Origin of the sequence: Roseicitreum antarcticum, assembly GCF_014681765.1 — a bacterium.
In the GTDB taxonomy this organism is placed as follows: domain Bacteria; phylum Pseudomonadota; class Alphaproteobacteria; order Rhodobacterales; family Rhodobacteraceae; genus Roseicitreum; species Roseicitreum antarcticum.
On the sequence record NZ_CP061498.1, the window covers coordinates 2,951,181 to 2,975,624 of the forward strand.

General features: G+C 63.1%; 19 protein-coding genes, 1 tRNA gene and 1 pseudogene. 9 read left to right on the forward strand and 12 right to left on the reverse strand.

All coding sequences use genetic code 11. The annotated features are described in order from the left end of the window. Nucleotides 1-43: 43 nt before the first annotated feature. Nucleotides 44-334 (reverse strand): 50S ribosomal protein L28, encoded by a 291-nt coding sequence (rpmB, locus tag H9529_RS14080; RefSeq protein ID WP_092885251.1) that lies wholly within the window; start codon nt 332-334, stop codon nt 44-46. 176 nt (nt 335-510) lie between these two features. Continuing rightward, nucleotides 511-1,560: a methylmalonyl Co-A mutase-associated GTPase MeaB gene (gene meaB / locus H9529_RS14085; RefSeq protein ID WP_092885432.1), complete on the reverse strand. Its 1,050-nt coding sequence runs from the start codon at nt 1,558-1,560 to the stop codon at nt 511-513. Between the two features lie 144 nt (nt 1,561-1,704). Between meaB and H9529_RS14090 the strand changes: the two genes are divergently transcribed. The 8 genes from H9529_RS14090 to tnpA all read left to right on the forward strand — a co-directional run bounded on the left by H9529_RS14090 (nt 1,705) and on the right by tnpA (nt 12,355). Continuing rightward, on the forward strand, nt 1,705-2,451 hold the full coding sequence (locus H9529_RS14090; RefSeq protein WP_092885253.1) for a DUF3108 domain-containing protein: 747 nt from the start codon (nt 1,705-1,707) through the stop codon (nt 2,449-2,451). Nucleotides 2,452-2,521: 70 nt separating this feature from the next. Then, nucleotides 2,522-5,011, forward strand: coding sequence for an ATP-dependent helicase HrpB (gene hrpB, locus H9529_RS14095; RefSeq protein ID WP_092885255.1), 2,490 nt, complete (start codon nt 2,522-2,524; stop codon nt 5,009-5,011). A gap of 63 nt (nt 5,012-5,074) precedes the next feature. Next, entirely contained in the window at nt 5,075-6,202 is a 1,128-nt protein-coding gene (locus H9529_RS14100; RefSeq protein WP_092885434.1) for a pyridoxal phosphate-dependent aminotransferase, read from the forward strand. A gap of 201 nt (nt 6,203-6,403) precedes the next feature. After that, the gene (locus tag H9529_RS14105; RefSeq protein ID WP_092885257.1) at nt 6,404-8,695 is read left to right on the forward strand and encodes an arginine/lysine/ornithine decarboxylase; all 2,292 of its coding nucleotides are present in this window, start codon (nt 6,404-6,406) and stop codon (nt 8,693-8,695) included. A gap of 277 nt (nt 8,696-8,972) precedes the next feature. Further along, nucleotides 8,973-9,569 (forward strand): histidine phosphatase family protein, encoded by a 597-nt coding sequence (locus H9529_RS14110; RefSeq protein ID WP_092885259.1) that lies wholly within the window; start codon nt 8,973-8,975, stop codon nt 9,567-9,569. Nucleotides 9,570-10,091: 522 nt separating this feature from the next. Next, nucleotides 10,092-10,181: transfer RNA gene (locus H9529_RS14115), tRNA-Ser, on the forward strand. A 141-nt stretch (nt 10,182-10,322) separates the two neighbouring features. Next, nucleotides 10,323-11,591 (forward strand): tyrosine-type recombinase/integrase, encoded by a 1,269-nt coding sequence (locus tag H9529_RS14120; RefSeq protein ID WP_190305633.1) that lies wholly within the window; start codon nt 10,323-10,325, stop codon nt 11,589-11,591. A gap of 347 nt (nt 11,592-11,938) precedes the next feature. After that, nucleotides 11,939-12,355, forward strand: a complete 417-nt coding sequence (gene tnpA / locus H9529_RS14125; RefSeq protein WP_223814177.1) for an IS66-like element accessory protein TnpA — start codon at nt 11,939-11,941, stop codon at nt 12,353-12,355. A gap of 128 nt (nt 12,356-12,483) precedes the next feature. Here tnpA and H9529_RS14130 read toward each other — a convergent pair whose 3' ends face one another. The 4 genes from H9529_RS14130 to H9529_RS20800 all read right to left on the reverse strand — a co-directional run bounded on the left by H9529_RS14130 (nt 12,484) and on the right by H9529_RS20800 (nt 15,641). Then, entirely contained in the window at nt 12,484-13,494 is a 1,011-nt protein-coding gene (locus H9529_RS14130; RefSeq protein WP_190305635.1) for a tyrosine-type recombinase/integrase, read from the reverse strand. Then, entirely contained in the window at nt 13,491-14,405 is a 915-nt protein-coding gene (locus tag H9529_RS14135; RefSeq protein WP_092892950.1) for a tyrosine-type recombinase/integrase, read from the reverse strand. Before H9529_RS14135 ends, H9529_RS14130 begins: the two co-directional genes overlap by 4 nt. After that, nucleotides 14,399-14,992 carry a tyrosine-type recombinase/integrase gene (locus H9529_RS20795; protein WP_223814178.1) on the reverse strand — a complete coding sequence of 198 codons (594 nt, stop codon included), beginning with the start codon at nt 14,990-14,992 and terminating at the stop codon, nt 14,399-14,401. The genes H9529_RS14135 and H9529_RS20795 overlap by 7 nt, the downstream gene beginning before the upstream one ends. 106 nt (nt 14,993-15,098) lie before the next feature. Further along, entirely contained in the window at nt 15,099-15,641 is a 543-nt protein-coding gene (locus H9529_RS20800) for a hypothetical protein (RefSeq protein WP_223814179.1), read from the reverse strand. A 174-nt stretch (nt 15,642-15,815) separates the two neighbouring features. Here H9529_RS20800 and tnpB point away from each other — a divergent pair. Next, a pseudogene (gene tnpB / locus H9529_RS14145) lies at nt 15,816-15,917 on the forward strand (IS66 family insertion sequence element accessory protein TnpB); the annotation flags it as partial. Between the two features lie 407 nt (nt 15,918-16,324). Here the strand turns inward: tnpB and H9529_RS14150 are convergent. The 6 genes from H9529_RS14150 to tkt form a co-directional block, all read right to left on the reverse strand. Continuing rightward, on the reverse strand, nt 16,325-17,410 hold the full coding sequence (locus H9529_RS14150; protein WP_092892793.1) for an ABC transporter ATP-binding protein: 1,086 nt from the start codon (nt 17,408-17,410) through the stop codon (nt 16,325-16,327). A 34-nt stretch (nt 17,411-17,444) separates the two neighbouring features. Continuing rightward, the gene (locus H9529_RS14155) at nt 17,445-18,287 is read right to left on the reverse strand and encodes a carbohydrate ABC transporter permease (RefSeq protein WP_092892795.1); all 843 of its coding nucleotides are present in this window, start codon (nt 18,285-18,287) and stop codon (nt 17,445-17,447) included. Next, nucleotides 18,277-19,179 carry a carbohydrate ABC transporter permease gene (locus tag H9529_RS14160; RefSeq protein ID WP_176847355.1) on the reverse strand — a complete coding sequence of 301 codons (903 nt, stop codon included), beginning with the start codon at nt 19,177-19,179 and terminating at the stop codon, nt 18,277-18,279. The genes H9529_RS14155 and H9529_RS14160 overlap by 11 nt, the downstream gene beginning before the upstream one ends. Before the next feature lie 182 nt (nt 19,180-19,361). Further along, nucleotides 19,362-20,642 carry an ABC transporter substrate-binding protein gene (locus H9529_RS14165; RefSeq protein ID WP_176847357.1) on the reverse strand — a complete coding sequence of 427 codons (1,281 nt, stop codon included), beginning with the start codon at nt 20,640-20,642 and terminating at the stop codon, nt 19,362-19,364. Nucleotides 20,643-20,784: 142 nt separating this feature from the next. Continuing rightward, entirely contained in the window at nt 20,785-22,368 is a 1,584-nt protein-coding gene (locus H9529_RS14170) for an FGGY-family carbohydrate kinase (RefSeq protein ID WP_092892801.1), read from the reverse strand. Then, nucleotides 22,365-24,374 carry a transketolase gene (gene tkt / locus H9529_RS14175; RefSeq protein ID WP_092892803.1) on the reverse strand — a complete coding sequence of 670 codons (2,010 nt, stop codon included), beginning with the start codon at nt 24,372-24,374 and terminating at the stop codon, nt 22,365-22,367. Before tkt ends, H9529_RS14170 begins: the two co-directional genes overlap by 4 nt. Nucleotides 24,375-24,444 lie beyond the last annotated feature (70 nt).

Consider the following 24,444-nt stretch of genomic DNA (forward strand, 5'->3'; position numbering starts at 1 on the left):
GTGCTGCACTGGCCTTCATTCAAATCTCGAAGATACGGAAAGCTTACGCTGCGGCCACTTGTGCCTTTGCGATGTCTTTCTTAATTTTCAGCGCTTTGGACGAAAGTTCGTCATCCTTGGCTTTCGCCAGGAACGCATCGAAGCCGCCGCGGTGATCAACCGTGCGCAGCGCTGCAGAGGAAATCCGCAGTTTGAAGGATGCGCCCAATGCTTCGGACATCAGCGATACGTCCTGAAGGTTCGGCAGAAAGCGGCGGCGGGTCTTGTTGTTGGCGTGGCTGACATTGTTGCCAGACATCGGGCCTTTACCGGTAAGTTCGCAGCGGCGCGACATGATTTAATCCTCGTCTATCTGGTCCGCGGAGCGGTGCAATCCCCCCTCCGTCACGGCACGAAGACGCCACTGTCGCAGCGCCCGTCTCAATTCATCCCGCGCTGTTATGGGCAAACCGCGCCGAGGTCAAGCGATTCAGGTGGCCGTGGCGGTGGAATTGCACGGGGCCGCAGCATTCAGCCGTTGGCCTTCGCATTCTGCGGCAGATGGTCGTGCAGCAACACTGTGGCCGCGCGGCCGGGTGTTGTCGCGCCCGCAGCGACTTCGGCGCCCAGCGTCTCCAGCGCCGCGCGTGCCTCGGGCGTGTTCAGCCGCGCCAAAAGGCCCTGCCGTACCTCGTCCATGAACCAGTGGCGGGCCTGCGCAGCGCGGCGGGTGTCCCAATGGCCATTGTCGCGCCGCCAGTCGGTCAGCGCACGGATCGCCTCCCATACCTGAGCCAGCCCGGACACTGCGGTCTGCCGTCCTGCAATTGCCTGACTTTTGGCCGTTTCTTCGTCATGCAGCGCCGACACTGTCATCGCCCTGGGATAGCCCTCGGGGTCTTGCGGGCTGCGGCGCAGCAGGCGCAGGGCCCCCGCATAATCGGCGCAGGTGCGGTTCGCCGCTGCCTTCAGATCGCCGTCTGCCTTGTTGACCAGAATCATGTCGGCGACTTCCATGATGCCGCGCTTGACGCCCTGCAACTCATCCCCGCCCGCCGGCGCGAGGAGGAGCAAGAAGACATCTGATACCTCGGCCACCACCGTTTCTGATTGGCCGACGCCCACGGTTTCGATCAGCACCACGTCGAAATCAGCCGCTTCGCACAGCGCCACGGCGTCGCGGGTCCGGCGCGCCACCCCGCCCAGATGCGTCTGGCTGGGCGAGGGGCGGATGAACGCGCGCGGGTCGCGCGACAGCCGCTCCATCCGCGTCTTGTCGCCCAGAATCGACCCGCCGGTGCGCGCGCTGGATGGATCCACCGCCAGCACGGCGACCCGCAGACCCTGCGCGGTCAGCATCAGGCCAAAGCTTTCGATGAAGGTCGATTTGCCCACCCCCGGCGTGCCCGACAGCCCGATGCGCAGCGCCTGCCGGTCGGGCGCGGCCCGCGTCAGCGCCTCCAGCAGCAGCATCGCGGTTTCGCGGTGATCAACCCGCCGACTTTCGACCAGCGTGATGGCGCGCGCCAGCATGCGCCGGTCCCCTTCAAGGATTTTACTGGCCAGCGCGGCAGTATCCACCATATCGTCCCCCTATATGCTGCCCCGCCCCTAAACGAGGTAGGGGGTTTTCAGTGCCACGCCGGGCGTTTTGGTGCAATCGTGTTTACCATGCATTAGGGGTTTGACGGGTAGAAGTGGGGCGACCGGAATGGAAAGGCACGCATGAAACGACCCGCGCTGTACCTATTGCTGTGGCTGATCGGCGCCATCGTGATTGCGCTGCCGGGTGCCGGTGCCGCGCAGACGGACCCCGGCACGGTGTTTCGCTTCGATGTAACCGTCTTTGGCCTGCGCGTCGGTACCTTGACGGTCAGTGCCGCGCATGATGGGCGCAGCTACGCGGCCTCGGGCCTTGTCGAATCGCGCGGGCTGGTGGGGGCGACGCGTCGGCTGGTGGTGCGCGGGCGGGCCACCGGCGTCGTGCGTGCGGGCGGGTTGATCCCGCAGGCGTATGAGGGGCATGTCAGCAGCCGCCGTACAAACCGCAGTGTCAGCATCGCCTTTGATCCGCGCGGTCCCACCCGCGTGGATAGCGATACGCCACAGCCTGCGGGCGCGCCGCCGCTGGACCTGGCGCTGCATCGCGGCGCGGTTGATCCGTTGACCGCGCTTTATGGCAACCTTCGCCCGCAACCGCGCGATCAGGCCTGCAACAAGGCGGTCGATGTGTTCGACGGCCAGTATCGCCGCCGCGCCGTGATCGGCCCCCCGCAGCCCCGGCCCGACGGCGGGTTTCGCTGCGCCGCCCAGTATGAACGCGTGGCGGGCTATACCGCGCGCGAACTGGAAAACCCGCCGGACATGGGGCTGTTGATCGACTTTGAAGTGTTGGAGGGAAATCAGGCGCAGGTCTCGGCGGTAACCGTGACAACGCCGCGCGGCCGCGTAGATTTCGCCCGGGCTGAGTGAAGGGGCAGGCTTGCGCGGGCGCCGCGCTTGGGGCTGGAAACCCACAGCGCTGCGCCGCATAACGGGCGGTATGACCCAGATTTTGCCGCCCCTGCCCATCGACATCGTTTTGCCCGACCTGAAAGCGGCGCTGGCTTCCCATGGCCGCGCTGTGCTTCAGGCCCCGCCGGGAGCGGGCAAGACCACGCGGGTGCCGCTTGCCCTGTTGCCACAGATCACGGGCACCATCTTGATGCTGGAACCGCGCCGCCTTGCCGCGCGATCCGCCGCTGAACACATGGCGGGATTGCTGGGCGAGACGGCGGGCGAAACCATCGGGTACCGAATGCGCGGCGAAAGCGTCGTGTCGCGCGCCACCCGGGTCGAGGTTGTGACCGAAGGCATCCTGACAAGGATGCTGCAATCGGACCCCGGCCTCGACGGCGTCGGCGCGGTGATCTTTGACGAATTCCACGAACGCAGCTTGAACGCTGACCTTGGCCTCGCGCTGGTGTGGGAGGTGCGCGCGGCGCTGCGCCCCGATCTGGCGGTGCTGGTCATGTCGGCCACGCTGGACGCCGCCCCGGTTGCGGCGCTGATGGATGACGCCCCGCTGATCACTGCCGAGGGGCGTGCGTTCCCGGTCGAAACCCGCTGGCTGGACCGCGCGCCGCCAAAGGCGCAGCGCTTCGATGCCGCCGCCGCCGACCTGGTGGCGCAGGCGGTGGCGGAAACCTCGGGCGGGGTGCTGGTCTTTTTGCCCGGCGAGGGCGAGATCAGGCGCGTGCAATCTGCCCTCGCATCCCGCATCCCCGATGATTGCACCCTGCACCCGCTGTTCGGCGCGATGCCGTTCGCGGCGCAGCGCGCGGCCATCGCACCTGCGCGCACAGGCCGCAAGATCGTGCTGGCCACCGCCATTGCCGAAACCTCCTTGACGATCGAGGATATTCGCGTTGTCGTCGATTGCGGCCGCGCGCGTCGCGCGCGGTTCGACCCCGGCGCGGGCATGTCACGGCTGGTTACCGAAGCGGTCACCCGGGCCGAGGCCGAACAGCGCCGGGGCCGCGCGGGCCGGGTCGCGCCGGGGATCTGCTACCGCATGTGGACCCGCGCGGCGGAAGGCGCGCTGCCCGCCTTTCCGCCGCCCGAGATTGCCGCCGCCGATCTGGCGGGGCTGTCGCTGGAACTGGCGCTTTGGGGCAGCGCGGAGGGTCTGGCGTTCCTGACCCCGCCGCCCGATATCGCGCTGACAGAGGCACGGGCGCTGCTGCGCGACCTCGGCGCGCTTGGCGACGCGGGCCGCATCACCGATCATGGCCGCGCCATGGCGGCGCTGCCCTTGCACCCCCGGCTGGCGCATATGCTGATTGTTGTGGGCCGTGACGCCGCGCCCCTGGCCGCGCTGCTGGCGGAACGCGACCCCTTGCGCGGCGCGCCGGTGGACCTGTCGTTGCGGCTGGCCGCACTGGCCGACCCAAAGGGGTTCGCTGCGCGCCACCCCTATACTGCCAATCCTGCGGTGATCGATCGTGCGAAGGCCGAGGTGCGGCGCCTCGCGCGGCTGTCACCGGCCTCTGCGCGCCGCGAAACCGCAACCGGCGCGCCGCACAGTCCCGCCGAAATGCTGGCACTGGCGTATCCTGACCGGATCGGCCAGCGGCGAAAGGGCGATGTCGCGCGCTACATCCTGTCGGGCGGCAAGGGCGCGGTGATGGAGGATGCCGACCCGCTGGCGGGCGCGCGCCTTATCATTGCCGCCGATCTGGACGGTGATGCGCGTGAGGCGCGGATCCGGCTGGCGCTGGAGATTTCCGAGGCGCAGATTCGCCGCCTTTATGCCGACCGTATCTGCTGGGCCGATGTGTGCGAATGGTCGCGCCGCGACCGCCGCGTAGTGGCGCGTTCGCGAGAGACCCTGGGCGCGCTGATCCTCGATGACCGGATCTGGCGCGACGTGCCGCAAGATGCCGTGGCGCGTGCGGCGACGGAGGGCGTGCGCGACCTTGGCTTGCCGCTGACGCCTGCAGCGCAAAGGTTCCTGTCGCGCGTGCGGCTGGTCGATGGCCAGAGAGCGGAGGGGCAGGGCGCCGATCTGCCCGATATGTCCGACGACGCCCTGATGGCTGGGCTGGAGGAATGGCTGACCCCGCATCTGACCGCGTGCAAAACCGCCGAGGATATCCGCAAACTGGACCTGACCGATGCGTTGCGCGCGCGCCTGACATGGGATCAGATGCAGGTGCTGGACCGCCTTGCCCCGCCGCATTTCACCACGCCGCTGGGCCGAAAGGTACCGATTGATTACAGCCTGGAGGTGCCCGAGATCGCGCTGCGCCTGCAAGAGATGTTCGGCACTACCACGCACCCCACTATTGGCCCCGCGCGGCTGCCGCTGCGTATCACGCTTTTGTCGCCCGCCGGGCGGCCCGTGCAGGTGACGACCGATGTGCCGGGCTTTTGGGCCAACAGCTATGCCGATGTGCGCAAGGACATGCGCGGCGCATACCCGCGTCATCCCTGGCCCGAGGACCCCACGCAGGCTGACCCGACGCTGCGCGCCAAGCCGCGCGGTACCTGAGCGGGCCACGCTTCCTGACCGCGACCCTTGCCCGACCTTGCCCGACGCGCTATCCCTGTCGCCATGTCGCAAGAAAACCGCATCCCACCACCGACCGCGCTGGTCGCCTCGCTGCCCGCCACGGTGCCTTTCGTGGGGCCAGAGGCGCATATGCGCGCGTCGGGCCGACCTTTTCGCGCCCGGCTGGGCGCGAATGAAAGCCTCTTTGGCCCTTCCCCCCGCGCGGTCGCGGCAATGGCCGCCGCTGCGCAGGATGTTTGGATGTATGGTGACAGCGAAAGCCATGATTTGCGCGCGGCCCTTGCCACACAGCATGGCGTTGCGCCTGAAAATATCGTTGTGGGTGAAGGCATTGACGGATTGCTGGGCAATCTGGTGCGGCTGATGGTGGGGCCGGGTGATGCGGTCGTGACCTCGGACGGTGCCTATCCGACGTTCAATTATCATGTCGCGGGCTTTGGCGGTGTGCTGCACAAAGTGCCCTACCGTGACGACCACGAAGACCCCGATGCCCTACTGGCGCGCGCGCGCGCGGTCGGGGCAAAGCTGGTTTATCTGGCCAATCCCGACAACCCGATGGGCAGTTGGCACGGCGCGGCGCGGGTGCAGGCGATGATTGACGCCACGCCCTCCGACACGCTGCTGGTCCTGGATGAGGCCTATGTGGAATTTGCCCCTGATGGCACCGCGCCCCAAATGCGCCCCGACACGCCGAATGTCATCCGCATGCGCACGTTTTCCAAGGGCTACGGTATGGCCGGGCTGCGCGTTGGTTATGCCATCGCGCACCGGGATCTGGTGGCGCTGTTTGACCGGGTGCGCAACCATTTCGGCATCGGTCGGATCGCGCAGGCGGGTGCACTGGCCGCGCTGAAAGACGCGGACCATCTGGCTGATGTCCGCGCTCAGGTGGCCCGCGCGCGCGACACGCTGGCCGATATCGCCGCGCGCAATGGGCTGCGCGCGCTGCCCTCGGCGACCAATTTTGTGGCGATTGACTGCGGCAATGGGGATGAGAGGGCACGGGCGATTCTGGGCGCGCTGATGGCACAGGATATCTTCGTGCGCATGCCGTTTGTCGCGCCGCAGAACCGTTGCATCCGGGTCAGCGTCGGCGACGCGGCCGCGCTGGATGCTTTCGCGCAGGCGCTGCCCGTCGCGCTGCGAAAAGCGGGCCAGACGGCGCGGTGAGCAGTCGCCGCCACCCCACATGGTGCGGGCGCAAAAAACGCCCCCCGTTCGCATTCGCGTCAACGCCACAAGTTGGCTGTTGACGACGCGCCCCCCAGCAGAAACAAGCGGTGCTGAACGGTGTCGCATGTCCGCCGGAAGCAGGCGCGCGCGCCGCGGTTGCTGCATGTCTCCACCCGCCCTTCCCCTTAGGAGAGATCCATGAAATTCCGCTTTCCCATTGTCATCATCGACGAAGATTTCCGCTCTGAGAACTCCTCTGGGCTGGGTATCCGCGCCATGGCCGAAGCGATCGAGCGTGAGGGCTTCGAAGTGCTGGGTGTCACCAGCTATGGCGACCTGTCAAAATTCGCGCAACAGCAGTCGCGCGCCAGCGCCTTCGTGCTGTCCATTGACGATGAGGAATTCAGCCCCGGCCCTGATCTGGACCCCGCCGTTCTGAACCTGCGCAGCTTTATCGAGGAAGTACGCTGGAAGAACGAGGACGTACCCATCTATATCTACGGCGAGACCAAGACCAGCCGTCACCTGCCCAACGACATCTTGCGCGAGCTGCACGGCTTTATCCATATGTTCGAGGATACCCCCGAATTCGTCGCGCGTCACATCATCCGCGAGGCCAAGGCCTACCTGGAGGGCATTCAGCCGCCGTTCTTCAAGGCGCTTCTGGATTACGCCGAGGACGGGTCCTACTCGTGGCATTGCCCCGGGCATTCGGGCGGTGTCGCGTTCCTCAAAAGCCCCATCGGCCAGATGTATCATCAGTTCTACGGTGAAAACATGCTGCGCGCCGATGTCTGTAACTCGGTCGAGGAACTGGGCCAATTGCTGGACCACAATGGCGCCATCGGCGCATCGGAACGCAATGCGGCGCGGATCTTCAACGCGGATCACTGCTTTTTCGTGACGAATGGCACGTCAACCTCGAACAAGATGGTCTGGCACCATACGGTCGCGCCCGGCGATGTGGTGGTTGTGGACCGCAACTGCCACAAATCCATCCTGCACAGCATCATCATGACCGGCGCGGTGCCGGTCTTCCTGAAGCCGACACGCAATCACTGGGGCATTATTGGACCAATCCAGCAAAGCGCCTTTGAAATCGAGGCGATCAAGGAAAAGATCCGGGCGAATCCGCTTTTGGCGGGCGTTGATGCCGATGAGGTCAAGCCGCGCATCATGACGCTGACCCAGTCAACCTATGACGGGGTGCTCTACAACACTGAGACGATCAAGGGCCTGCTGGACGGCTATGTCGACAACCTGCATTTCGACGAGGCATGGCTGCCACACGCTGCCTTCCACCCGTTTTATGGCAGTTTCCACGCCATGGGCCGCAAGCGCGACCGGCCCCGGCATTCGGTCACCTATGCCACGCAGTCGATCCACAAGCTGCTGGCCGGGATCAGCCAGGCCAGCCATATCCTGGTTCAGGACAGTCAGGACACCCCGCTGGACCGGCACCTGTTCAACGAAGCGTATCTGATGCATATCTCGACCAGCCCGCAATACAGCATCATCGCGAGTTGCGATGTCGCGGCGGCGATGATGGAGCCGCCGGGGGGCACCGCACTGGTCGAGGAAAGCATCGAGGAATCGCTCGATTTCCGCCGCGCCATGCGCAAGATCGATGAGGAATACGGCGATTCCCAGTGGTGGTTCAAAGTCTGGGGGCCCGATACCCTGTCGGAAGAGGGGATCGGTCGCACGCAGGACTGGGTGCTGAAGCGCACCGATGCGGACGGGGTCCAACCCTCGGACGGCACGGACAGTTGGCATGGTTTCGGCGATATGGCCCCCGGCTTCAACATGCTGGACCCGATCAAGGCGACAATCATCACCCCCGGGCTGAACCTCGATGGGCGGTTCGAGGAGACAGGCATCCCCGCCTCCATCGTGACGAAATATCTGGCCGAGCATGGCGTGGTGGTCGAGAAAACCGGGCTCTACAGTTTCTTTATCATGTTCACCATCGGCATCACCAAAGGGCGCTGGAACACGCTTCTGACCGCGCTGCAACAGTTCAAGGACGATCACGACAAGAACCAGCCGATGTGGCGCGTCATGCCCGATTTCTGCGCCAAGCATCCGCGGTACGAGAACATGCATCTGCGCGATCTGTGTCAGCATGTGCATGCGCAATATGCGAAATATGACGTGGCGATCCTGTCGACAGAGATCTATCTCAGCGATCTGACGCCGGCGATGAAGCCCAGCGATGCCTATTCCCACATCGCCCGGCGCACGACCGAGCGTGTGCCGATCGACGAACTGGAAGGCCGCATCACCACCAGCCTGGTCACGCCCTATCCGCCGGGCATTCCGCTGCTGATCCCGGGTGAGGTGTTCAACCGCAAGATCGTCGAGTATCTGCGCTTCAACCGCGAATTCGCCCGCGCCTGCCCAGGGTTCGAGACCGATATCCACGGTCTGGTACAGGAAAAGGCCGAAGACGGCACGATTCAGTATTTCGCGGATTGCGTGGCGCGATAGCGGGACGGTGGTTGCGCTCGGTGCTTTGGATGTTGGCGAATTGGGCGTCAGGCCCGCGCTGGTCGCATGTCGTCATTGTTCGTTGCCCCGTGTCGTCGCGACGAGTGGTCCTTGACTCCTCGCGCTGCAGGGGCGGGCATTGCGCCGGGGCCCCGGCAGCGATGGCCCGCCCGCGCAGGCTTGCATCAGCGCGGGCCGAACGCAGTATGGCCATTGACGTCCGGTGCATCTGCCCCGACGAATGGCGCGACATACTTGCAACCGATTGGTGCCTCTCATGTCTGTAACCATTCGCTATCTGACCCATCCGCAGGTGCATGTCGACCCCGCTACCGATGTGCGTCGCTGGTCGCTCAACCCCGTTGGCGCCGCCCGGGTGGCGGCTCTGGTCGCCCGTCCCGGGGCCCTGTGCAGGACCCGGCGCGTCATCAGTAGCGATGAGGTCAAGGCGCTGGAAACCGCGCGCCCGCTTGCAGATGCCCTTGGCGCGTCGCTGGAAATTCGGCCCCTGATGCATGAGAATGACCGCAGCGCGACCGGCTTCCTGCCGCCTGCCGTGTTCGAAGAGGTTGCAGACGCCTTCTTTGCCGCGCCGCAGCACAGCGTGCGGGGCTGGGAAACCGCCTTGGCCGCTCAGGCCCGGATCGTGGCCGAGGTCGATGTGTGCCTTGCCGGTCCGCAAGGCGGCGATGTCTTGCTGGTGGGGCACGGCGCGGTCGGCACCCTGCTTTATTGCGCGCTTTCCGGTGTTGGAATCGACCGGGCCTATGATCAGGGGGCGGGCGGCGGCGGATGCTGGTTCGGATTCGACCTTACCGACCGCAAGCCGCACCAGCGCTGGCAACCCATGGAAACCCTGATGCGAGACGTTTGACAGGGCAGGGTGTGGGAAGCCGGTTCAGAGTCGACTGCGTGCGCCAAAGGTCGCGGCGGCGCTGGCAGCGTATCACTCGCTGGCTGGTGTGAGGGTATGGGCAGAGGGGGGCAACGGGCGTGCAGGAGCAGATCGCACCGGGCCGCGGGGTTGCGCGCGTGGCCCCAAGGTGGTGCACGCAGTCCCAGGGCCCCCGACGCCCTCTGAACGATGGCTGACTATGGCAGGAATGGCCCTATGGAGGCCTCTGCACCCGCGGCAGACCGATGCTCGGGGTTGTGCGAACCAGGGCGATCCGAACGATGAGGCCTCGATTTGGCATCCTGCGGCGCGGCGCCCCATGCGAACGTGCCGGACGCAACAAGCCCAATACCATACCGTGCCATCGCGCAGGCCGAATGCCCCAGCGACCCGATGCCCCACAAAGGTGCAATCCTCGCCCCCACAGATCCCGCCAAGGCGCGGATTGCTGTCACCTGATCCCTTGCAAGCCGACAAAAACGCATTTACACCGTGCCGAACGGAGAGGTGGCCGAGTGGTCGAAGGCGCACGCCTGGAAAGTGTGTAGGCGGGGAACCGTCTCGAGGGTTCGAATCCCTCTCTCTCCGCCAAAAACGTCTGAATAAAATCAATAAAAACAATGCGATATAAGGATGGCATTGGGTCGGTCTCCGTTTTTGCTGCACAATCCGGATCATTTTGCTGCACAAATGGGACTTGCGCGACTCTGTGCCAAGAGCCATAAATCAGCTATGAAATTTGTGAGCCGGAATGGCACCCTGCACCTGAGACGACGCGTGCCCAAGCGGTACGAGGACGTGGAGCCGCGCGCCTATGTCTGGATGTCGATGCACACCGACCTGGAAGACGTAGCGCGCCGAAAGGCACCCGCGATCTGGGATTCGATGCTGGAGGCTTGGGAAGCCAAGATGCACGGCGACACGGGCGATGCTGAAGCGCAGTTCGAGGCCGCGCGCAACCTCGCCGGGATTCGTGGATTTCGATACCTGCCAGCCGCTGCGGTTGCCAAACTACCCCGTGAGGAGTTCCTTGACCGGCTATCCCGGGTGGCGCGCAAGGACGGTTCTATTGACATGCGCGAGGCCAACGCGCTTCTGGGCGGTGTCCCGCCTCCACAACTCACGCTTTCGAGGTGCCTCGCTTTGTTCTGGGATCTCGCAAGGGACCGGATCGACCAGAAAAGCGAGGATCAGAAGCGCCGATGGCGAAACCCACGCATCAAGGCGATCAACAACCTGATTGATGTGGTCGGCGACATTCCCCTGTCTGACCTGACAGGGGATCATATGCTGGATTTCCGTTCATGGTGGATGGATAAGATCGCCGCAGAAGGTTTGACAAAAAACAGCGCGAACAAAGACTTGATCCATATCGCCAACGTCTTGCGCACCGTGAACAAGATGAAGCGGCTCGGGCTGGATCTCCCGCTATCTGATCTGAGCTTCAAGGAGGGCGACAAGAAGACTCGCCCCGCGTTCTCTGCTGAATGGATACAGAACAAGCTGCTTGCCCCAGGCGCGCTGGACGGCCTGAACACTGAGGCGCGCGCGATCCTGCTGGGTATGGTGAATACGGGATATCGGCCCAGCGAAGGCCAAGGCCTGCTGCGCGATCAGATCAGGCTGGACCATGCGGTGCCGCATATCTCGATTGAGCCGGTCGGCCGCCAGCTGAAAAGCCAGTATTCCAAACGCAAGATCCCGCTCTTGGGCGTCAGCTTGGAGGCGTTCAAGCAGTTCCCCGATGGTTTCCCGCGGTACCGGGATAGTGCTGGGCTATCCAACACGGTAAACAAATACCTGCGGACCAATGGTCTGCTGGAAAGCGACGGCCACAGCATGTATTCGCTGCGTCACTCTTTTGAGGACCGCATGTTGCGCGCCGGGGTCGACGAGCGGATCAGGCGCGACGTGTTCGGGCACGCACTGAACCGGGAACGCTACGGCGGGGGCGCGGATCTTGAAATGGTGCACGATCTGCTCAAGTCTCTGGCGCTTTAGCTTTCGCCATCTGATAGATGTTTCCGGCGCCCAAGATAATCCGGATGTGACGGGCCGCTATGCGAGACGGAGCGGACGGTCGCTGCGCTCGCAACATACCTCTTTTAGAGTTCGAAGAGCTGCCACTGTGTCTGGTTCCACAAATTCCCTTCCTCATTGCTAGTATACGACATCGGAAAGCCTCGCCCATCTTCACGATGCGATCTGAGCCGCAGCATGAACAGGTGTCAGACGGCCTCCGCCGGAGCGTTACCGATGAAGTGGCTATACCCAATTTCAATCGTATCTGTCCGGTGACCCCGCTCTGACGACGGGATGGAGTGTCCGCTAGATGTCCATCATCGGTAATGGACATCTTCGGGTGGGCGATGTCGGGCAAGAAGGGTCGGAAGCGGCGGTTCTGGTCGGATGACGAGAAGCGTTTGATCTGCGCGCAGGCGCGCGTGCCGGGTGTTTCGGTTGCTCAGGTGGCGCGGCGCTATGCGATGAACACCAACCTGATCCATACGTGGCTGCGCGATCCCCAGTTTGCGCCGGAAGCCGAGCCCCCGGTCGATGCCGAGACACAGGGTGCCACGTTTTTCCCGATCGAGGTCACGGGCGTTTCGTCACCGCCAGCGGCGCCCCATTCGCCGCCAGCCTTGAGCACCCCTCTCACCGCTCAGCGTATTGACATCGCGTTGTCAGATGGCCGCCGCATTCTGGTAGAGGGCCCGACCACGTTGTCGGCGATAGTGGCGATGGTCGAGGCAGTGGCGCAATGATCCCGGTGCCGAGCAACACGCGGGTTTGGCTGGCAGCCAGCGTCACAGACATGCGGCGTTATGCGGCGGCCATGATTATGTGGAGTCCTCAGCGACGAAGCAAAGATCGCTGAGGAATCGGAAAATTGTCACTCAGCATAATTTGAGCGGCGTGCCTCCTTCAACATGGCAATGAGCTTGTCCGGCGGCGAGAACGTACCCGGCTGCAGGGTCGGGGAGCTTGCGGCCGCCAAGGCTTCGAGCTTGTCGTTCGGATCAGCGCGCAAGTAGACCTCGGTGCTTTGGAGATTGGCGTGGCCTAGCCACAGCGCCACCTTTCGAATATCGCGCGTGGCGCGCAGCATGTGTTGGGCACAGCTGTGCCTCAACACATGAGGTGTCACGCGCTTTGCCGCAATTGATGGAAAAGATTGGGCGGCGGTGATCACGTGTTTGGCCAGGATATATTCGAACCCGGATCTGGTCATCGCGAAGCCCGCAGCGTTGAGAAATAGCGCTCCATCTTGTCGCTGTTGGCGGACGGCAAGCCAGGCTTTGAGCGCAATGACGCCCTCCTTCCACAGTGGCAGCACGCGCTCTCGCCGCCCCTTGCCGATGACGTGGATAGTGGCCGGACTTCGGAGTTCGAGTTGATCGAGCTGCAGTCCGACCAACTCGGAAACCCGCAGGCCCGCCGAGAAGGCGAGGTGGAGCATTGCGCGGTCTCGGGCACCGTAAATGGTCTTGGGATCGGGCGCGTCGATGAGCGCCTGAATCTCAGCCCTTGTCAGCGAAGCGACTAGCGTCTGGTCGGTCTTCTTTATTGGGATGGCCCGGACGCGAAGCGACTGATCAAGGCAAGCCGGCACACGATACTCCAAGAATCGGAAGAACGATTTGATGGCCGCTAATCGAGCATTACGGGATCGAGCCGAGTTGCCGCGATCCCGTTCGATATGCTCGAGGAAGGATAGGATCATTGGCACCCCGATATCTTCTACTTCCAATTGCGATGGGGCCTTTTGGAGCTGCCGCGCAGCAAAGGTGACGAGCAATTGAAAGCTATAGGCGTAAGCGTCACAGGTGTGCGGGCTGGCGCGCTGATCGCGAGGCAGGTGTTCTCGAAGAAACCGGGAAAGAGCGGGTGCGAGCGCGGTCATGCTGCACCTGTCCGGTCGAAGGTCTCGGCAATATCTGCGATCTGCGCCATCAAGCTTGGTATGGCCTGAAGATACCAGTAAGTGTCGTGAACATGCGCATGGCCGAGATACGTGCTGAGAGCGAGGATGTGGCGGGATACGGCGTCGTTGTCGCATGGGCATTGTTCCAGCGATCTCACGGCGAAGCTGTGCCTCATGTCGTGGATACGCGGTCCCGGCTGTCCCGGAGCACCCCTCAATCCGATCTTGCGCGAAATTTTCCGGAAGATCGCACTGACCGTGTCGTAGCGCGGCGGAGTACCTTCGTTGGATAAGAACAGCGCGGTAGTCTCCCCGATGATCGACAAACGAGCGGAGAGATAGCGATCGATTGCCGCACGGGTCGTGCTGTGAATCGGAACAAGCCTGCTCTTCTTGAACTTGGTGCTGGCGATGACCAGTCCGTCGTCGGTGACATCGCCAAGTCGTAAAGCCAGCGCTTCGGATATCCGCATTCCGGTCGCGGCGAGCAACCCAAACAATGTGTAATAAGTAAGCGGTCGAAGCGTACCGATCGGACCAAGCGAAGCCGCCGCGACCATGAGACCCTCAATCTCCTCGGCCGAATAGATATATGGCTGCTTCCGCCGAAATAACCCTCGACCCAACGCGTCAGCCGCCGGCACTTCATGCCCGGGATCTTCGGCGTGCATCGCGATCGCGAACCGGCGTACCGTAAGCAGCCGGTTGCGTCGTTGTTCGGGAGAAGGTGCCTGGATTGCCCATGCGATGACTCGATCGCTTTTGACCATGCCGTCGCCGTGATGCTCAGCGTAGGTCACGAACATGCGCAGCAAGATCCGCTGCGTTCGGAATTTGAAACCCATCGCCTCGTGAAGCGCGACGTAGCGCGAAAGATCGTCGGTCAGCATGACACTTCTCCCGGCCACGGTTGTGCGATCCGCTCCAGCATGATGACATCGACTTTGGCGTATAGGACCGTGGTCTCCACGGACTTGTGTCGCAAAACCGCGCCAATCGACTGCAAAGTGGCACCGCTTCGGAGCAGGTGTGTAGCTGCCGAATGGCGTAGCAAGTTCGCTCCGCGTGATGGCGGATCCTCAATGCCAGAGCGCGTCAAAGCATGAGAAACGATCTGAGAAATAGACGGAGAACCATGAAACGGCCGAAATGGCGCGGTTACTGTCAGGAACATGCGGTCGTCGTCAACAGCTGGCCGAGCGTCATTCAGATAGCCGAGCACGGCATCGCCCGCATCCTGCGGTAGAGGCAAAAGAGTCTCGGATCGTCCCTTGCCCTTGACACGCAGGGTTCCCGAACGCCAATCAATGTGCTGAAGTCGCATCTCCGAAATGTCGCCCGCCCGCAATCCGAGACGGGCAAGGAGGAGTAGAATCGCGCGATCTCGAATACCCGCCTGGTTTGAAGATCGCAGGACGCCACGACACGTTCGACCTGATCGGGTGACAGATAGCGCGGCAATGATGATAGTCGCCATTGCGGAATGCGTGGCACGGCGTGTTCAAGACCAGGGCGACAGCGATCGGACGCTGCCAGAAAGCGCAAATATCCGCGCAGTGCGGTCATCATTGTCTTGGTGTAAACTACGGAGCAGTGTTGGGCTTCGTTGAGAATAGCCATTCGGATGCCAGCTGGGCCATAAGCGTGCGGATCCGATCCCAGTGACGGGAGAAGCCGCATGACCATTCTCCCGTGTCGTACGGCTGTCTGTTCGCGAATGCCTCGATGTCGCAGGAGCCATTCCTGGAAATCGCCAACCAGAGGGTCAACGGAGTTTGCGACGGCCTCAGCCAGAGGAGCGATGATGCCACGTCTGGCAAGAAACGAGATAAAACGATGAACACGGTTAAGATAGCCAGTCGAGCAGGGCACGGCTCGCCGTGTGCCCCGCAACGACAACGATGCTTGGCGAACCGGCCAAGAATGTCGTGGTCGATGAAACCGAGTTCGACCTTCTCAATTGCAAGCCACGCGGCAAAATGGCGAGCGCAATCGGTGTAGCCTTGGATGGTCAGCGGTGAGTACCTCAGCAAAGTGAGTTCTTCAGCAAACTGGTTGACCCACGGCGTCAGTTCGCCCGCGTCCATGGTCCTTGGTGCCGGGGCCTGTCTTTTGATGACGTTCATATCTACTCTCCCATGTGCCAGAATGGCGCTTGGGAAGTTTAGATTATGCCGCGCTGTCGCCCTGCAGAGATATTTTATTATCCTGCAATTAATGCCTAAAATTGCCCTCGTCGCGAAGGACTCCGCATAATCGTGGCCGCTGCATAACGCCGCTTATGTGCTGCAGCACATAAGCGCCGCGGTTTCAATACGCTGGCCGCGCAAGCGGAACAGGTTTTGGCCGAGGATCCGTATTCGGGCCACATGTTCGTCTTTCGAGGTCGCCGGGGTGAGCTTGGGCGTCGCAGTACGCATCGATGAGACCGAGGAAACAGCTTTGATCGACCGTGCCGATCAAGCACTCTACGATTCAAAAGATGGCCGACGGAACCAGATCTCGGTTGCATCAAACGACCGATAAGGGCCCACTAAAGAACTTTGGTAGGCTGTCAGGCGACCAGTTCTGCGTCTACGCGGCAAACCTTTCGGGCCGGCCAAGGTTCGACCCGTGACATGGCTTTGCGGTCCCACTGCGACACGCAGCATGCGGGGGCGGCAAAGAACATCAGCGTATCCAGAGCCGCGGCAAAGTTACAAGAGGCCGCAGCCGTCATGCGAGAACCCATCCACAGGGAACAGCCGATGACATCCACGAAATTCGGGATACGCTGGTTCTTCGACACCATCGGTACGGTGCCGAAAGGTCAGGCGGTGGGCCGCATGGGCGACGGGTCAATCCGCGCCTCGGTGACTGGGTTGAACAGGTGCAGCATGTCAACCTGCGGCACAAGCCCCACCTTGTCGCCCACTTCCAGCGGGCGGCGGTCGCGGAACAAGACCGTGTAATGCGCATCCCCCACCGCGACAGAGGCGACAGTTTCCCCGCCCATGGGCTCTACGACCGCAACCACGCCGTCGATACCTTCGCCCCGTGGCACAAGGAGCAAATCTTCGGGGCGTACCCCACAGATGAAATCTTGTGGCACCCCGTTGGGCTGCCCGACCTGCCCCCAGTCAAAGCGCGCACCCGCGATGGCAAAACCATCGCCATCCAGCCTCGCAGGCATCAGGTTCATCGACGGAGACCCGATGAACCCAGCCACGAACAGGTTGCGCGGGGCGTCATAAACATCAATCGGGCGGCCCATCTGCTGGATCTCACCGCCGCGCATCACCACGATCTTGTCGCCCATGGTCATCGCCTCGACCTGATCGTGGGTGACATAGACCGACGTAGCCCCTAGCCGTCGGTGCAGCGCCTTGATCTGGGCGCGCATTTCCACCCGCAGCTTTGCATCTAGGTTGCTGAGCGGCTCATCGAACAGGAAAACTTTTGGGTCGCGCACAATGGCCCGCCCCATGGCGACCCGCTGCCGCTGCCCTCCCGAAAGTGCCCGGGGCGTGCGGTCCAGCAACGGGGTCAGCGCCAGAAGTTCGGCGGCATCGTTTACCTTGCGGTCCATCTCGGCCTTTGGGGCCTTGCGCAGGCGCAGACTGAATTCGATGTTCTGGCGCACGGTCTTGTGCGGATAAAGCGCATAGTTCTGGAACACCATCGCAATGTCGCGGTTCTTTGCAGCGACATTGTTCACGACCTTGCCGTCGATACGGGCTTCGCCTGCGGTGATGCTTTCCAACCCCGCGATCATCCGCAAAAGGGTGGATTTGCCGCAACCCGAGGGGCCGACGAGAACAACGAATTCGCCGTCCTCAATGTTCAGGTCAATCTCACGGATGATTTCCAGGGCGCCAAAGCGCTTTTTCACACCGGACAGGGTGACGGATGCCATTTTCAGTCCTTTCCTTATTCCATTGCAGCGGCGGCTACTTCACGGCGCCGCTGGTCAGCCCGTTCACGATCTGTCGTTCAAACAGCAGATAAAGAAACAGGATCGGCACGATCGTCGTTATGGTGAACGCGTTGATCAGCGGCCAATCGGTCAACCCCATGGTGTCGCGCATCATGAACAGCTGATAGGGTAGCGTGCGCATATCGCTGGAGGTGGTGAAGGCCAGCACGAAGGGAAATTCGTTCCAGGCCTCGCGCAGCGACAAGATACCCGCCGTCACCATCCCCGGCAATGAGATCGGCACGACAACCTTCCAGATCCGCTGCCAGATCGAGGCGCCGTCCATCGCGGCAGCCTCCTCTAGCTCTTTCGGGACGGCCTGAAAGAACCCGATCAGGATCCACGTTGCCATCGGCACGGCGGTGGCGGTGTAGGTGATGATCAGCACCGTGTAGGTGTCGAGCAGGTTCAGCCGCTCGATCAGGTCATAAAGCGGAATGATCAGGCTGGCCCGGGGCAGGATGCGCGGGATCAGGATGAACAGCAAAAGGATATGCCGCCAGCGGAAGGCATAGCGCGCAAAACCATAGGCCGCCAGCACCGACACGAACAGCGTGATCGCGGTGGACGCCAGCGCCAGGAACAGGCTGTTCGCCATGTATTGCGCAAACCCGTCCGATGTCAGCACGCGGCCGTAATTGTCCAGCGTCGGATCCTCAGGCAGGAACCCCCCGGTATACAGCGTCAGCGGCGTCTTGAACGATGCCGACAACGACCACAGGATCGGCAGCACCGCCCAGAGGGTGATCAGCGCAAGCACACTCCAGGCAAAGATGCGGGTGCCCAGCGGGCGGTTGAGGCTGGAATCATTTGTCATCGCGGGACCGCCCTGCTGCACGAAGGAAAACGGCGCTGAGCGCGATGTTGATGACCAGGATCACGATCATCACCGCAGCGCCGGTGGAATAGTTCAGATCACGGAATGCCAGTTGGTACATGTAGACCGCCAGCACCTCGGTGGACCGGCCTGGCCCGCCGCCTGTCAGGGGCAAGATAATGTCGAACATGTTGAAACTGGCAAAGCTGAGCCACATCAACGCCAGCGACAGCATCGGCACGATAGACGGAATGGTGATATGTACGAATTTCTGCCAGCTTCCCGCGCCGTCGATCTCGGCGGCAGCATACATTTCGGGGTCGATGGTTTGCAGGCCCGCCAGCAAGATCAGCGTGGCAAAGGGCGCGATAAACCAGACATTTGCCATGGTGATGACCATCAGCGCCTTGTCGGGGTCAGCCAGCCACGACACGGTGGACCCACCCAGCGCACCGGAAATCTGCGTGACAATGGCATTCTGGCCGGTGAACAGAAACCGCCACATCACCGCAGCCGCCACACCCGATACCAGATAGGGGATTAACGCGATGGCGCGAAACACCGCACGCGCGAATTTGATCTGGTTCAGCACCAGCGCATGCACCAGCGACATCAAAAGCCCGATGACGATGGTCGCACCGACAAAGATCAACGAGATGACAAGCGAATTGCGAAACCCGGGCGAGGTGAACAGGTCGCGGTAATTGGCAAGGCCCACGAAGGGCTCGCCGGGTTCCCAGACCTCGATCTGGTAAAAGGACATCACGATGCCCCGCACCACCGCATAGCCAAGCACCCCGGCCACGATGGCGATGGCGGGAAACAGCAAGACATAGGGCGTCAGCCGTTCTGTCATCCTGTCCTTGAAACTGCCGTGCAGTGTCGTGGCCATATTCACCCCTCCCGGAACATGTGGCGCAAAGCTCCGCAAAAAAGCGGCCGCGCGCATCAAGAACATGCGAAAACATCAGGTTCGACCGGGAGGCGTGCTGGCGCATCTGGCGGGCACGGGCCCCCCCCGGTGGTCATGCGATCGGCGGGGGGCGCGGTTTACCCCCCGCCCGCGTTTTCACGTCAGTCGGCCACCAGTTGGTCGATCGCCGCCTGATGCGTCGCCGCGATTTCGGCCGCATCTTGCTCGGGGTTCTGCAAGGCCGCCTGCATCGCATCCAGCAAGATCTGATAGATCTGGCTTTGGCGCGGATGCGTGGGCAGCGGCGTCAGATTGGCGAATTCCGGGGCGAATTGCGACGCCCAGGGTTTGACGGTGTTGTATTCCTCCGACTCGAACACCGACAGCACGGTGCCGGGTTGATAGCGCGCCGACACCTCGCCTACGTTCTCGGGGCGGGCCAGGTATTGCAGCACCTTGCGGATCGCATCGTCCTCGGCCGCGCCGGTGGTGACAAGAAAGGGCCAGCCCAGCGTCATGGTGCGGGCCGCATCCTCGGCACCCGGACGCGCTGGCGGACGGGCACCATCCCATTCTTCACCCCAGGTCAGGGTTTCGTTCAGCGTGGGATAGATATTGTCACCCAGCATCGCCTGCGCGGCATTGCCCCCGATGAAGGAACTGCGCATCGCGCCCGAATCCCAGGCCAGCACATCCTGCGAGGTCAGCCCCTCGGCCACCAGCGTCTGGTAAAACCCCAGCAGGTAGCGACCCGCATCCGATTCGATCTGCGGCACGCCGCCCTCAAACTGGCCGCCCATCGCCATGAAGGTGGACAAGAACCACACCGGATCATGGGCCCGGCTGCCGATGACGGCATAACCAATATGGCCTTCGTCCTTTATGGCGCGGGCCACGTCCAGAACATCGTCCCACGTCTGCGGCACGTCCAGGCCGGCCGCTTCCAGCCAGTCCTTGCGATAGGTGTACCAGAACGGGCCGGCATAAAGCGTCAGCCCGTAGGGCGTGCCGTCCAGCGACGCCATGTCGAGACCCACCGTCGAGATATCGTCCAGCGAGGCCGCGTCTTCGCTGCGCCATTCGTCCAGCAGCCCGGAAATGTCGCGCACGGCATTTTGCGCAACCAGCGGTGCCAAACCATCGGCGGGCACCTGCACGATATCGGGGGCGCGGTCGGCCCGCGCCGCGCGCAGCGTGTCGGCCACGGCCTGTTCCAGCGGGATAACATCAGTGGTCACCTCGATGCCGGGGTTTTCGGCATGGAAGGTGTCGAATGCATCCGCAGGAATGAAATTCTCGCGGCCGAACCAGATGGTGATTTCGGTGGTGCCTTGCGCTACTGCGCCGGTTGCAGCGCCCAGAACGGCGGTGCCGGACAGGAATGTGGCACAGGCAAGGGCCTGCGCCGACCCGGCGAATGTGGTTTTACGGAATTGTTTCAATTCATGATCCTCCCATTGATCGTTGCGGCGGTTGGCGCGATTGCCCCCGGTTCGGGGGTAAAGGCGCGTCGTTTGACACGTGTCATGTCGTCCTCCTCCATCGTCGAACGGGCGGCGGACCGCCCGTTTTGGTCCGCGTCCCTCAGTCCACGGATTCCAGTCCCGCCCCAACCGGGCGGGGAATGTGACCCAGCGCCTTCAGCGCCTGACGCAGGGGCGCATCAGCGCAGACCGCGCGATACTGGTCGTAAAGCGCGCGATAGCTGGGCGCGCGGGCCGGATCAGGCTGAAACACCGTCACCCGGGCCGCACCGTATTGCGCGGCACCCGCGTCAAAGCCCGCGACGATCTGCGCCGCCACTGCACCATGGATGGCGGCACCCACGGCGGTGGCATGCGCGATTTGCGGAACCTCGATCGGGCGTTCCATGACATCGGCCATGATCTGGATCAGCGCGGGGTTATTGGCGGCCAGACCGCTGGTCATCACCACGCGGTCAACCGTGAAACCATCGGCCTCGAACAGGTCCAGCACGAATTTCGCGCCAAAGCACAGCGATTCCATCAGCGCGCGGTAGATCCCCACCGCGGTGGTCTGCAAGGTCATGCCCAGCAGCATGCCCGACAGGTTGGAATCGGCCAGCGGGACCCGGTTGCCGCTCCACCAATCCACGGCCAGCAGATGGCTTTCGCCCGGTTGCATCGCGGCGGCCGCCGCACCATAAGCCTCGAAACTTTCGGCGGGGGTGGCACCCCGGGGAAAACAGCGCACGAACCACGCCAAGATGTCACCGAAACAGGCCTGACCAGCCTCATAGCACCACAGGTCACGCACCGAAGCATCCCGGGCAGCGCCTTCGATCCCCTTGGGCAGCGGGCGAAAATCCTTGCTGAGGAACAGATACGCCGCCGACGTCCCCAAGGCGCCGACAAAGCTGCCGCCGGATACCGCGTGGATCGCGGGCAGCACCACATGGGAATCGATCACAGCCACGGCAACGATCGCTGCGCCCTTGATGCCAGTGCGCTGACGCCATGCCGCGCACAGCCCGCCACCCGATGATCCAACCCGGGCAGGGTCGGACAGCCGGTCTTGCAACCCGGGCACAAGGCCCTGCGGATAGCCGCCGTCAAACTGCGCCTTGAATGCCGCGAAAGCCAGGCTGCGGGTTTCCTGCCCGGTCAATTGCCAGACCAGCCAATCCCCCGCCTCGATGAAACGGTCGGTTTCGGCCCATAGGTCCGGCGCCTCGGCTTCCATCTGCGCGGCTTTGGCCAGCAGCCATTCCCCCGACAGCTTGCCGCCGAAATTGTCCAGGAACGCGCCGCCCGTGGCGTTGATCGCATCGGCATAGGATTGCGCCGCGCCGTGTTTCCAAAGCTTCACATAGGCATGGGGCGCGTCGGGGTGGCGCTGCGACAGCGGCGTGCCATCCGCCGTGGCGGGCATCGGCGTCGAGGCGGTAAAGCCCAGCCCGATGGACGCAACCTCGCGCCCGTTGCCCAGCGTGGTCAGGATTTCCGTGGCGGCCTCGGTGTAGTCTTGTGCGTTCTGAAGTGCCCAGCCGCGCGGGAGTGCCGCGCCACCGGGCAGCGCCTGCGCCATGACGCCATGCCGGTAACGGTACATGCAACTGTCGATCTGCGCGCCGGTTTCCGCGTCAATCAGCACCCCGCGCGCCGATTCCGTGCCATAATCCAGTCCTATGATGCAGCGCGATGTCATGCTGCGACCTGCGCCCGTACCGCGTTGGTCACGGCATCGGCGGTCAGGCCGAAATGTTCGAACAAAACATCGGGGGCTGCGGATTCACCAAAAGTATCGACACCGATGCAGGTGCCTTTCAGGCCGACATACTTGCGCCAGTAATCGGTCGATCCGGCCTCGACCGACAGGCGCGGTACGCCGTCGGGCAGCACGTCGGCCTTGTAGGCGGCGCTTTGCCGGTCAAACTGGAAGGTCGAGGGCATGGACACCACCCGGATGCCGATGCCTTCCGCGCCCAGACGCCGCGCAGCCTCGATCGCCAATGAGACCTCGGACCCGGTGGCGATGATGACCGCCGCCAGCGCGCTGCCCTCGCGGTGCAGCACATAGCCGCCCCGCCGCACCTGCGCCATCGCATCCGGGCCGCGCGTCTGGGCATCCAGCCCCTGACGGCTGACCGCCAGCACGGTCGGCGTTGCATCATGTTCCAGCGCGACGCGCCAGGCCACGGCGGTTTCCACGGCGTCGCAAGGGCGCCAGACATCCATATTCGGCACCATGCGCAGGGTTGCAAGCTGTTCGACCGGCTGGTGCGTCGGCCCGTCCTGACCCAGCGCAACGGAATCATGCGACAAGACATAGATCGCGCCCAGCTTCATCAGCGCGGCCATGCGCATCGCATTGCGCGCATATTCCGAAAACATCACATAGGTGCCGCCAAAGGGCCGGACGCCGCCATGCGCCAACATCCCGTTCATGATGCCCGCCATGCCGAATTCGCGCACACCGTAATAGATGTAGGTGCCACCTGCGGTGGCCGTCATCGGCTCCATCGCGTCCCATGTTGTCATGTTTGACCCCGCCAGATCGGCCGAGCCGCCGGTCAGTTCGGGCATGATCCTTGAGAACGCGGCAATCGCATTCTGGCTGGCCTTGCGCGAAGCGATGCTTTCAGCCTTCTGCGCCGCATCGGCGATCAGGGCATCGGCGGAGTCGTCAAAACCATCGGGCAGGCCGCCCGCCATCCGCCGCCCGAACTCGGCTGCCAGATCAGGATATTCAGCGGCCCATCTGGCGCGCGCGGCAGTCCAGGCGGCTTCGTTACCGGCACCCTTGGACCGGGCGTCCCAGGCCTGCGCCACGGCATCAGGCACCTCGAACGGGGAATGCGGCCAATTCAGCGCCGCGCGTGTCGCCGCGATTTCATCGTCACCCAGCGGATTGCCGTGACAATCATGGCCCCCCGCCTTTGTGGGCGCGCCCATGCCGATGGTCGTGCGGCAGCAGATCAGCGTCGGCCGCTCCGTGTCGCGCTTCGCAGCAGCAATCGCGCGGTCCACTGCATCGACATCATGGCCGTCAACCGCCGGGATGACGTGCCAGCCATAGGCCTCGAACCGTTTCGGCGTGTCATCGGTAAACCAACCTTCGACCTTGCCGTCGATAGAGATGCCGTTGTCATCATAGAACGCGATTAGCTTGCCCAATCCCAGCGTGCCCGCCAGCGAACACACCTCATGTGAGATACCTTCCATCAAGCAGCCATCGCCGACGAAAACATAGGTCTGGTGATCGACAATGGCGTGGCCAGGCCGGTTGAACCGCGCCGCCAGCGCCTTTTCGGCAACCGCCATGCCTACCGCATTGGCAAGCCCCTGCCCCAGCGGCCCTGTGGTGGTTTCCACCCCGGGGGTATAGCCGCGCTCAGGGTGGCCGGGGGTCTTGCTGTGCAGGGTGCGGAACTGGCGCAGATCCTGCGCTGTCACATCATAGCCCGTCAGATGCAGCAGGCTGTAGATCAACATGGACCCGTGCCCGTTGCTCAGCACGAACCTGTCGCGGTTGGGCCAGCCGGGATTGGCCGGATTGTGCCGCAAATGCCGGTGCCACAGGGCCAGGCCGATCTCGGCCATGCCCATGGGCATGCCGGGATGCCCGGATTTCGCCTGCTGGACCGCATCCATCGACAGCGCCCGGATCGCGTTCGCCATTTCGCTGGACAGGGAAACTGCGCCTTTGCTCATGCTGCTTGCCTTCTTTTGTTGAGGGGAAGACAGCCGCGTTCCTCGGCGTTTCCGCCGGTGGCATGCCAGT